This is a genomic window from Streptosporangium sp. NPDC023615 (genome assembly GCF_040640155.1).
GTDB lineage: Bacteria > Actinomycetota > Actinomycetes > Streptosporangiales > Streptosporangiaceae > Streptosporangium.
Genome location: NZ_JBFABE010000115.1, coordinates 1 through 11,297, shown reverse-complemented (window position 1 = coordinate 11,297; position 11,297 = coordinate 1). Strand labels below are relative to the sequence as shown.

The following is an 11,297-nucleotide window of genomic DNA, read 5'->3' as shown; positions in this document are numbered from 1 at the left end:
ACGCCGCGCTGCACCGGCTGCTGGCCGACGGCCACGGCGTCGAGGCGCTGATCGGCGTTCCCGGCGCGGGCAAGACCATGCTGATGGCCGCCGCCCGGGTGGCGTGGGAGAGCCGCGGCCTGGTGGTGGCCGGCGCCGCGACCGCCGCGGTGGCGGCCGCGAACCTGACCGCCGAATCCGGCATCGTCGCGCACACCGTCGCCACCTGGCTGCACCGCATCACCACCCCCGGCGGCCGCGGCCTGGACGGCGTCGACGTCCTGGTCCTCGATGAGGCCGCGATGATTGACGACCGCGACCTGGCCGTCTTGCTCACCGAGGCGCACCGCACCGGCACGAAGGTCGTGATGATCGGCGACCCGCTGCAGCTACGCGCGGTCGGCGTGGGCGGCACCTTCGCCGCGGCCCACCGCCAGATCGACGGCCTGATGCTGTCGGAGAACCGGCGCCAGCGTGACCCGATCGAGCGCCAGGCGTTGCGCCAGTGGCGCGACGGCGACCGCACCGAGGCCCTGCGCACGTGGAGTCGCGGCGGCCACGTCCACGCCGGGCGTGATGCCACCGACACGCTGGGCGCGCTGCTGGCCGACTGGAACTGCGTGCGCGTCGGCTACCGCGAGGACGTCCACGACGAGCTCGCCGCCGTCTTGGTGCTGGCCGGCACCAACGCCGAGGCCGACCGCTTCAATGCCGCCGCCCGCGCGATCCGCCGCGAGCACGGCGAATTGTCCGGGCCGGACGTCGCCTACCGGCTGCCGGGCGGGCGCACGTTGGAGCTGGCGGTCGGCGACCACGTCCGGGTGCGCGCCAACGACTACCGCGCCGAGCGAAGCCGGGGAGCGCGCGCCGACGTCCTGAACGGCTACCGCGGCGTGGTGGTGGCCATCCACTCCGACCGGTCGGTGGATGTTCAGTGGCGCCGCCTCGGTGACCACGGCCCGGCCCTGGTCACCGAGAACCTGAGCCCGGCCTACGTCGCCGCTGGCGGCCTGTCCCACGGCACGGCCATGACGGTCGCCGCCGCCCAGGGCCTGAGCAGCCACCACACGCTGATCTACGGCATGGGCCTGGACCCGCACACCCTGTACGCCGCCATGAGCCGCGACCGGCTTTCAGCGCATCTGTATCTGCCGCGCAACGTCCTGGAGTCTGACGCCGACCGCGCCCGATTCGGCGAGCCGCGCAACCCCGCCGAGGAGCTGCACCGGGCCCTGGACGCCTACGCCGCCACTCTGCAGGGCGATCGCGCCGACCACCTGATCACCCCCGAACCCGAGCCGATCGCCGCCGTGCGGGCCCGCGAGCTGGCCGCCCTGGAGGCCGACACGGCCCGGGTGGTGGCCGCGCACGTCGCGCTGAACGAGGTCACCCGCCCCGACCGGCCGCACGGCCTGCTCAGTGACGAGGAGCTGCAGGCGCGCATCGCAGCGACGTCCACCCGGGCGGCCGCGCTCGCCGAGCACGTCCAGGAGCATCAGCGGCGCGAGCACGAGCTCGCCGAGCGCATCGCCGCCGTCCGCGCCCAGGTGCAGGGCGAGCTCGTCGACGAGCGCGACCGGCTGACCGGTGCCCTGAACCAGGCCAACGTCGCCGGCGGGCGGCGCATGAAGGCCGAGGCCACCTACCGGCAAGCCGAACAGCAGGCCCGCCAGCTCCAGGCGGCGCTACGGGAGAAGAACCGCGGAGTGCGCGGCTGGCTGCCCAGTCCTGAGCGCACCCGGCTGGAAGAACGCCTCCAGCAAGTTTCCCAGGCGATGGCCGACGCCGCCCGGCGGGCCGAGGTCGCCCAGCACGCCCGGCAGGCCGCCCTGCACGCCGCGCAGCAAGCTTCCCCCTCGTGTACGACCCTGGTCGACCTCCAAGAACGCCAGCGCCTGCTGAGCGGCCGCACCTCCTTCGCCGCCGTACTGGAGAAGACCACCGCGGCCCGCCTGGAACACCTCATGCCGGGCTTCCCCCAGCGCCAGCGCGCCGCGGCCGCGCGCCTGCGATCCCCCGCCCCCACATCTCCGGAAGGCCAGCACCGGCGCCTGGCCGGCCTGCTGGCCGCCTTGACCGGCGAACAGGAACACCACCGCCGGCTCGATGACGACGCCCGCCGTCACCAGGAGCACGCCCGCCGGAATTCGGCCGCGGCCGACCTGGCCACCTCCCGGCGCGAACAGGCCCGCGTCCAAGTCCCTCCACGGCCGGTCGGCGCCGGACCCACCTACCGCCCGCCGTCTTCGCGCATCTCCCCGACCACATCCCGCCAGGGGCGCAGCCTCTGACCGGGCCCCGACCACCCCGGCAAGAGTTGTGGGACTTGTGGGACACCCTTACGTGCAGGCGCGCGAGGAGTCAGGTCTCCATCCCCCGATGACGCCTTCCCGCTCATCGCGCGAGCGGTTACTAATGACGTGTGGAGCATCTGTACTGGGACCTCGGATCGTACGGGGCCGGCGCTCGCTTCGAGGTGGAGCTGCGCGGCTCGACCGCCCGGGTATACCTCATGGACGTCGACGACTACCAGGCATATCTCGACAGGGAGGCCTACAACTACTACGGCGGCTTCTGCAACCTCAGCCCCGTCGTCCTACAGGTCCCCTACGACTACTGATACCTCGTCGTCGACAGCAACCCCTAGCGAATCAAGGTCGGAGTCGCCGAGATCTTCGACTGACAAGGCGGTTCCGGCTGAGCGGATTGTCCTGGGAATAGAGGTTTCCGCAGGCAGATCGATATCTGGCTTACCGTCGGGGCTCGATCGACAAAGGAACAGTCAGTGGCGTTAGTGAACCAGCTCTGGCGGAGTTACTGCCATCTGCCGTTCCGATGCAGTGCTGGCGTCAGCACCCGGCCCGGCCACCTGCAGGTGTCCGGGCCGGTTTGTGTTCTGTGAGGTCATGGCCTGCGGGTAGCAGGGGCGGGGGGCTAGCAGGGTCATTCCTGCCGAATGAGGAGAGCCGCAAGCATGATCGTTAGGACGGGGATGACGTCTGGCCAGATAACGCTGACCGTGACGGTTCCGAGAACGAACAGGACTTGCGCTACGTCCGATTTGTTCTGTTTGTCCGGCAGTTTGCTCGGAGGGGTTGCGTCGCTCATGTCGGTCCCGCACTTCTCTATAGAAGTCCTTTAGGTGTAGAGGAACACGATGGAGCGGAATGGTCAACACCTTCAAAAGTTCCAGGTGGACGATGTGAGAGGTGGTCGGGGAAAGTTGGGTAACGTAAGCGATCACAAGTCCTATAGAGAAGCATCCACCCCATGAGGTCGCCCGGATATGACTGACGCACCGCCCTGGACGGCACGCTCCATCGCCGATGAGTTACGGAAGAAGATCGAAAATCAGAGGTTCACAGACAACGTCGTTCCTGGAGAGGAGAAGCTGCAAGAGGAGTACAGCGTCTCCCTCGGTACCGCTCGTAAGGCTCTGGGTATCCTTCGTGCCGAGGGTTTGATCGAAACCCGACAAGGAAAAAAAACGTACATTCGGCACTTTGAGCGCATTATCCGACATGGACAGGATCGCGTCGGTCACTTCTGGGAGGTCGACCTCGAAGGACGTCCCAAGCGGCTCCAAAAGTTCGCCAGTTGGCAGGGCTCACCTTCTCCTGACCTGGCTCCATACTTCGCCAACATGCCGGTCAACCTGGCCTACCGACTTCGCACCTACTCTGTAGACGAAGATCAGTTACCGGTACAGATTGCGTTGACGCGTGTACCGACTGGATTGTTTCATGACCCGCAGATCTTGCTGGAAGAAGACACGGGGCCGGGCGGGGTGTTCCAGCGGCTGGCAGACATCGGACGTGCTCCTGTCCAGGCGGACGAGTTCGTCAACACTCGCATGCCCACTCCTGCAGAAGCCCACGAGCTGAAGCTGCGGGACGGTACTCCCGTGTTCGAGATTCGGCGTATCAGCTTGGACGAGCACGGAGTACCGGTCGATATCACCGACATGATCCTCAGCAGCACCGCCTACACCCTGCACTACAACGTGCTTAACCCGGCGATGGTTCGTCTCAAGCATCTGGCAGACACCGCTCCGCACGAGAACAGCCTGGACGCTGCCCTGCACCTGCTTAATGCAGCGCAGAGAACAGAGAACTCGCCTCCCCATACGTCACTAAAGAACATGCTCGAGCTAGTTGGTGGCGATATGAGCAAAAAACGCCTTAATGTCCTGATTGACCCGTAGGAGTAAGGAATTTTAGGAGCCATCTACGCGCGGCCGTGCGAGGCGGCTCAGGAACACGGCGGCCGAATCGGGCCACGGCCATAGCGGCCGGGGAGCTGGCGTGCGCGATCTGGACCTCGCCGCCAGTGTCGTTGACGGCGAGCCGGATCCGCCGACAACCGATCCGGCAGATGTCACAGAGCAGATCCTCCGCCGTGGCGATCCGGTCGCACGCCCGAAGCTGCGCGGTGTGTTCCTTGGGCACTGGCAGCTGGCCAGCGCGCGGTCTCACGTCGCCGCCGCATCTTTTTCTGGGTCGACATCCGACCGATCGGGCAGTAACACACCAGGCGGCACAGGATCCGGCAGCGTCGGCGGATGCGACCAATCGTCCACCTCTCGGAGATCGACCGTGCCGCCGGTGAACTCCGCGAAACCGAAAGTGAGCGTGTCGCTGGAGAACGTCGCGTTGTCGAGGCTGAGCGTGCCGCTGGAGAACGTCGCGCTGTCGAAGGCGACCGTGCCGCCGGAGAACTCCGCGCGGCTGAAGTCGCCGCCGTCGAAGACGACGGCGGTGAAGTCGAAGTCGTGGCCCTGCCAGGAGGTGACGGCGTTCTCGCGCAGGTGGGCGCCGATGACGCGGATGATGGTGTGGCGCACCTCGCGCAGGTCGGCGAAGGCCAGGCGTTCGGCCGGGTCGCCGTCGGCGCCGGGGGCGGGGGCGTAGGGCATGCGAAGGTAGGCGCACAAGACGTCGATCATGGTCTGGCGCAGTTCCCGGGTGGGGGCGTCGTCGGCCAGACCGGCCAGGGCGTGCACGCCGGCCAGGCGCACCGCGGGTGAATCGTGGCCCAGGTGGTTGGCGGCGGTGGCGAAGCGTTCGTTGAACAGCTTGGTCGCCTCGCGCCGGTGCGCCTTATCAGCGCGCAGCTCGGCGGCTTCGGTGACCTTCTGCTTGCGGTAGGCCACGACCAGGGCGATGACGCCGCCGACTCCGGCGACCACCGCGAAGGAGAGCTTCAGCAAGTCCAGCAGCCGACTCAGCGACAGGCCCTGCTGCCCGACCGGGGTGAGGGCAGGGAAGTCCAGGATCCACAGGGCGTCGACGAACAGGCGGTGCTGAGCAGGATGGAGCCAGCCAGGGTGCGGGCTAGGGTCGGCCCGATCCGGACCAGCCGCAGCCCCGGGCCGGGGACGGCCTTCGCGGGGTCCTTGCCGGGCGGGGTGGGGAGTGGTTCGTTGGGGGTGGCCACGCGATCCACAGTGGCGAAGGTAGCGCGGGTTATCAGCCGTTTCACGCAGAAGGTTCCTTCGGACGCAGCCGTCAGGAGGCGCGCGAGGCGGCTCAGGACGGGGTGCCGAACCGGGCGCGGTAGAGGACGGCCGGGGAGCTGGCGTGCGCGATCTGGACGCCGCCGACGGTATCTCCCCGCAGGAGGGCGGGCATCGCCGGCGGGCGGCTGGCCGGGCCGGATCGTGCCCGAGGATCGGGAAAAGCCTGCGCGCCGCGGTGTAAAGCAGTGCAATAGCGGATGTGCCGCTCCTTCCACGCCGTCGTCTTGCCCCTGACCCCACCCCGGCCGTCTCAGGGACTGTGCCGCCCACGCTGCCCACGCCCCGGGCTGCGGCTTGGTGGATCGCGCTGGCCGTTTTGCTGGTCGGTGCTGCGGTGGGCGGCACTTTGTGGTGGCTGCTGGCCGACCTGGCCGTCGTTGCCGTACCTGCCCCGCCCGGTGCCCCGCCAGCCGCCTCTGGCGGGACGATCGGTGCGCGCGGTGAGATGCTGCGCACCGCGCTGGCCGCCGGTGCCGGGGTCGGCGCCGCCATCACCTTGGCCTTGGCCTTTCGGCGTCAGCGCCACCAGGAACTCGCCACGCTCATCACCAGCCACTACGCCGAACGCACGGCCGAGCACACCGAGCGCGACGCCACCGAGCGCCGGGTCACCGACCTGTACACCAAGGCCGTCGAGCAGCTCGGCCACGCCAAGGCCGCCGTGCGTCTAGGTGGCCTGTACGCCCTGGAGCGTCTGGCCCAGGACAACCCCGGCCACCGCCAGACCATTGTCAACGTCATCTGCGCCTACCTGCGCATGCCCTACACCCCGCCTGCCCCCGTCCCGGATCCCGCACAGCAGCGGCAGGAGGCGCTGCGCGCGGCCCGGCGCCGATACCAGGCCACCCGCAGCGGCAAGACGGCCCTGCTCGCCGGTCCGTCCTCGGCCGGCACCGACGATAACGAAGGCGAGCGCCAGGTCCGCCTGACCGCCCAGCGCATCCTCGGCGAGCACCTGCGCGATCAGCGCACTACCCAAGAACTCGACAGCGGCCACCCAGCCGATACCCGCTTTTGGGATGGCATGCGCCTCGACCTCAGCGACGCCACTCTCATCGACCTCAACCTCCAGCACTGCCGTATCACCAACGCCTGGTTCGGCGGGGCGACCTTCACCGGGAACACCGGGTTCGACGGGGCGACCTTCACCGGGAATGCCTGGTTCGATGGGGCGACCTTCATCGGGAATGCCTGGTTCGGCGGGGCGACCTTCACCAGGGACGCCTGGTTCGGCGGGGCGACCTTCACCAGGGACGCTGTGTTTGTTAGGGCGACCTTCGCCAGGAGCGCCCGGTTCGGCGGGGCGACCTTCAGCGGGGGCGCCTGGTTCGACGGGGCGACCTTCGCCGAGGGCTTCCAGGGTGGAGATGTTTGGGTGCTGCGGCCAGACGGTGAGCATCGTTGGCCGCCGGGGTGGACGGTCACGGTGTCGCCAGAGGGCACCGGGCTGCTGCGGCGGCAGGAGGTGGAGTTGGAGCCGGATGTGTTGGTGCCCAGTGCGGCCGATGGCGCTCCCGCACCGGATGCCCGGGGGTGGTGAGGACGGGGCGTAGGGGACGGTCGGCTGACGGCGGAGCGGTGTCCGGTTTTGCCTGATTTCATCGGGGTCAACTTGCGGGAATGGGGGGCGCGTTTCTCGCAAGTTGCCTGGTTACCGCTAGGCGGTAAGTGCGGTGTAGGCGGCGCGGGAGGTCTTCAGGGTGTGGCGTCTTGGGGGGTGTAGCCGCTGGTCAGCTTTGTGTGAGGGCTTGGTAGGCGGTGGAGCGGCCGATTTTGAGGATGCGGGCGGCTTCGGTGACTGAGATGCCGTCGTCGATGAGGCGGCGCAGGGTGGCTCGTTCGGCGGGGCCGATGGCGCGGGGGCGGCCGGTCTTGTTCTTGCCGGGCAGCATGGCGCCGGTGGCTTCGCGGCGCTTGGCGGCGGCGATCCCCTCGGCCTGGCGTTCGGCCCGCAGCTCCAGCTCGTACTCGGCGGCCGCGGCCAGAACGGCGAACATGAACCGGCCCTCTTTGGTGTCCAGGTCGAAGTTCTCGGTCAGGGACACGATCTTCACGCCGCGGTCGCGCAGTTCGTTGACCACGGTTAGCACGTGGGCGGCGCTGCGGCCCCACCGGTCGGACTTCCAGAACTTCACGGTGTCGCCGGCCTGGGGCCGGGGCAGCATGTCCTCCCAAGCGGGCCGGGGCACACCGCGTTTGCCGGACTCCTTCTCCATCACCAGTGTGTCGTAGCCGCTGGCTGCCAGGGCGTCGAGTTGCAGCTGGGGGTTTTGGTCACGGGTGGAGACGCGGGCGTAAGCCCACACGTGCCCGGTCATCGAGACCTCCCGGTGGTCTGGAAGCGTACTTTCCGGACGATAAGGCTGTTTCGTTGTGTTGCATCACAATCACTGCGCGTGATCTTGGTGGGTGATCCATGATGGCGGGTATGGCACGACGTGCGCTGATATGGGGAGGGGCAGCGGTCGCGGTGGCCGCCGCCGTAGGGCTGGGTGTGTACTTAGCCAGGGTAGGGCTGCAGGCGGCTGACCAGTGGGCCAGCGTGATCGGGGTGTTCGTCGCGTTGGCCGGTCTGGGGGTGGCGGTGTACGGGGTGGTCGCCGACCGCAACAACACCGGCAGCGGCGGCGGGGCGAGCACACCGCCGGGTGTGTCTGCCTCAGGTGAGCGGTCGATCGCCATCGGCGGCGACAACACCGGGATCGCCTCGACCGGGGATCAGACGACCAACACCCAGCCGCGGTGAAGCCCCGCTGGTGGGAGCGGCGGCCACCGGCCACGCCCAGCGCCAAACAACAGCGACCGGCGACGCCCCCCGCCTCCGGCCTGCCCCTCTCAGTCGGCGGGGCACCGGCACAGGGCGGACCGCCTGGGGTCAGATCAGTGCGGGTGGGTGGCGACAACCTCGGCATCATCTCTACCGGTGATCACACGACCAACACCCAGACGGTGCTGCCGGAGCAGGCGTTGCGGCCGGTGGAGGAGGTTTCCGCGCCGCCGGGCCTGGTGAACCTGCCCTTCCACGCGCAGCTGTTCGTAGGGCGTGGCGAAGAGCTCGCCGAATTGGAGCGGGCGCTGTCGGGGGCGGGGCCGGCGGTGGTGGTGGCCGCGGTGCACGGGCTGGGCGGGATCGGCAAGTCCACCCTGGCTGCCCGCTACGCCGCCGCGCGCGCCCGAGCCGGGGCGGTCAACCCGGTGTGGTGGATCACCGCCGACACCCCCGGCTCGATCGAGGCCGGGCTGGCCGGCCTGGCGGTGGCGTTGCAGCCGGAGCTGAAGGTGCTGCCGGCGCCGGTGCTGGCGCAACGGGCGGTGTCCTGGCTGGCCTGCCACCAGGACTGGCTGCTGGTGCTGGACAACCTCACCCACCCCCGCGACGCGAGCGAGTTGCTGGCCCGCACGCTGGCCGGGCGGGTGCTGGTGACCAGCCGGCTAGGCGAAGGCTGGCACCGGGTGGGCGCCCAGGTGCTGCGGCTGGATGTGCTGCCCGAGGATCAGGCGATCGACCTGCTCACCCGCATCACCACCGGCGGCCGCCCCGGCGCCGACCTGGATGGCGCCGCCGAGCTGGTTCGCGAGCTGGGGTGCCTGCCGCTGGCGATCGAGCAGGCCGGGGCCTACCTGCACCAAAACCAGCTGTCCCCGCGCGCCTACCTGGAGCTGCTCGCGCGGTATCCGGCGGTGATGTACGACCAGGCAGCCGAGGGTGGCGACGCTGAACGCACCATCGCCCGGATCTGGCGCCTGACCCTGAACCAGCTCACCACCACACCGCTGGCCGGGGACCTGCTGCGCGTGCTGGCCTGGTACGCCCCTCAAGCCATCCCCGCCGGTGTGCTGGACGCCCTGGCCGAGCCGCCGCGACTGCGTCAAGCACTGGGCCGCCTGGCCGCCTACAACATGATCACCCTGGACGGGCCGTGCATCAGCGTGCACCGCCTGGTCCAAGCCGTCGCCCGCACCCCCGATCCCGATGACCCCCACCGCGAAGACACCGATATCGCCACCGCCCGCGAGCACGCCACCCGCCTGCTCACCGGCGCCCTGCCCACCACCGCCTACAACGACCCGGCCGGATGGCCCACCTGGCGCACCCTGCTGCCGCACATCACCGCCCTGATCGACCACGCACCCTCCGACACCGACACCCTTGACACTGCCCGCCTGCTTAACGGGACCGGCCTCTTCCTTTTCGACCAAGGCAACCCGGCAGGTGCGATCAGGTGCCACCACCGTGCACACACCGCCTACCACCGGGTGCTGGGCGGTGACCACCCCTCCACGCTGGCCTCCCGTAGCAACCTGGCCGGCGCCTACTACGCGGCGGGGGATCTGGGGCGGGCCATCCCGCTGCTGCAGGCCACGCTGGCCGAGAGCGAGCGGGTGCTGGGCGGTGACCACCCCTTCACGCTGACCTCCCGTAGCAACCTGGCCGGCGCCTATGGATCGGCGGGGGATCTGGGGCGGGCCATCCCGCTGCTGCAGGCCACGCTGGCCGAGAGCGAGCGGGTGCTGGGCGGTGACCACCCCTCCACGCTGACCACCCGCAACAACCTGGCCGGCGCCTACTACGCGGCGGGGGATCTGGGGCGGGCCATCCCGCTGTTTGAGGCCACGCTGGCCGAGCGGGAGCGGGTGCTGGGCGGCGACCACCCCTCCACGCTGGCCTCCCGTAGCAACCTGGCTGGCGCCTACTACGCGGCGGGGGATCTGGGGCGGGCCATCCCGCTGCTGCAGGCCACGCTGGCCGAGAGCGAGCGGGTGCTGGGCGGCGACCACCCCTCCACGCTGACCACCCGCAACAACCTGGCCCACGCCTATGAATCGGCGGGGGATCTGGGGCAGGCCATCCCGCTGCTGCAGGCCACGCTGGCCGAGAGCGAGCGGGTGCTGGGCGGCGACCACCCCTCCACGCTGACCACCCGCAACAACCTGGCCCACGCCTACTACGCGGCGGGGGATCTGGGGCGGGCCATCCCGCTGTTTGAGGCCACGCTGGCCGAGCGGGAGCGGGTGCTGGGCGGCGACCACCCCGACACGCTGACCACCCGCAACAACCTGGCTGGCGCCTACTACGCGGCGGGGGATCTGGGGCGGGCCATCCCGCTGTTTGAGGCCACGCTGGCCGAGAGCGAGCGGGTGCTGGGCGGCGACCACCCACTCACTCAAATGGTGCGGGGCAATCTGATCGCGGCCAAAGAGTAAGCGTCTGGAAAGGTGTACTTTTCTGGGCGTCTCATCGACCAGCGCCAACACCATCCAGAAACCTGTTTTCAAAAAAGGGCTACAGGCCGGTGTCGTTCATGGGGTTGCGCGTCCAGCGGTCGATGTCGTGGGAAATAGCCACAGCCAGTCGTCGCGTGGTCGAACACTGTGCCGCCCCTCGCCTCCCGCGTCTGCCGGGAGCCGGCACAGCCACCTGTCAGCGGTGGGTGATCCACCAGATGGCCAAGGTGATGGGCGCCGCGGCGGCGCTGCGTACCGCGGCGGCCAGGGCGGCGCGGGCCAGACGGCGCAAGAACGGGCGATCGATCATGAGCGGTCCTCCTTACCGTGGGCCCCGGCGCTCTGCTCGCCCGGGGCGGTGGCCTCATCAAGCCGCTTCGCAGGGTTTTCCGGATCCGCTCACATCGGCGCGGCAGGGCGGGCAGGGTGGAAGATCTCGGGGAATGGGGTGATGGGTGGCTTTTCCGGACGGTTTCGATCCGGATCCGGATGCGCGAGAGGTAGCAGAGTGAGCGAGGCCTGTCAATCCCCTGAAAACGTGGAGAGGTTCCTATGCCACAGCGGCCCTCACCAG

General features: G+C 69.3%; 8 protein-coding genes. 6 read left to right on the top strand and 2 right to left on the bottom strand.

Translation table 11 applies throughout. From position 1 onward, the window contains the following. The 3 genes from AB0G16_RS37485 to AB0G16_RS37475 all read left to right on the top strand — a co-directional run. A partial coding sequence (locus tag AB0G16_RS37485; protein WP_362815574.1) for an AAA family ATPase occupies positions 1-2,270 on the top strand: 2,270 nt, incomplete at its 5' end. Positions 2,271-2,401: 131 nt separating this feature from the next. Then, entirely contained in the window at positions 2,402-2,599 is a 198-nt protein-coding gene (locus tag AB0G16_RS37480; RefSeq protein ID WP_362815572.1) for a DUF1883 domain-containing protein, read from the top strand. Between the two features lie 666 nt (positions 2,600-3,265). Further along, positions 3,266-4,183, top strand: coding sequence for a GntR family transcriptional regulator (locus AB0G16_RS37475; RefSeq protein WP_362815570.1), 918 nt, complete (start codon positions 3,266-3,268; stop codon positions 4,181-4,183). A gap of 267 nt (positions 4,184-4,450) precedes the next feature. Here AB0G16_RS37475 and AB0G16_RS37470 read toward each other — a convergent pair whose 3' ends face one another. After that, the gene (locus tag AB0G16_RS37470) at positions 4,451-5,188 is read right to left on the bottom strand and encodes a hypothetical protein (protein WP_362815568.1); all 738 of its coding nucleotides are present in this window, start codon (positions 5,186-5,188) and stop codon (positions 4,451-4,453) included. Between the two features lie 568 nt (positions 5,189-5,756). Between AB0G16_RS37470 and AB0G16_RS37465 the strand changes: the two genes are divergently transcribed. Then, positions 5,757-7,037 carry a pentapeptide repeat-containing protein gene (locus AB0G16_RS37465; RefSeq protein WP_362815567.1) on the top strand — a complete coding sequence of 427 codons (1,281 nt, stop codon included), beginning with the start codon at positions 5,757-5,759 and terminating at the stop codon, positions 7,035-7,037. A 190-nt stretch (positions 7,038-7,227) separates the two neighbouring features. Here AB0G16_RS37465 and AB0G16_RS37460 read toward each other — a convergent pair whose 3' ends face one another. Next, positions 7,228-7,815 (bottom strand): recombinase family protein, encoded by a 588-nt coding sequence (locus AB0G16_RS37460; RefSeq protein WP_362815565.1) that lies wholly within the window; start codon positions 7,813-7,815, stop codon positions 7,228-7,230. Positions 7,816-7,991: 176 nt separating this feature from the next. On the opposite strand from AB0G16_RS37460, the gene AB0G16_RS37455 reads away from it, so the two are divergent. Together AB0G16_RS37455 and fxsT are read left to right on the top strand one after the other, a co-directional pair. Beyond that, a complete protein-coding gene (locus AB0G16_RS37455; RefSeq protein WP_362815563.1) occupies positions 7,992-8,243 on the top strand; it encodes a hypothetical protein in 252 nt (83 codons plus the stop codon). A gap of 143 nt (positions 8,244-8,386) precedes the next feature. After that, positions 8,387-10,702 carry an FxSxx-COOH system tetratricopeptide repeat protein gene (fxsT, locus tag AB0G16_RS37450; protein WP_362815561.1) on the top strand — a complete coding sequence of 772 codons (2,316 nt, stop codon included), beginning with the start codon at positions 8,387-8,389 and terminating at the stop codon, positions 10,700-10,702. Positions 10,703-11,297: the final 595 nt, after the last annotated feature.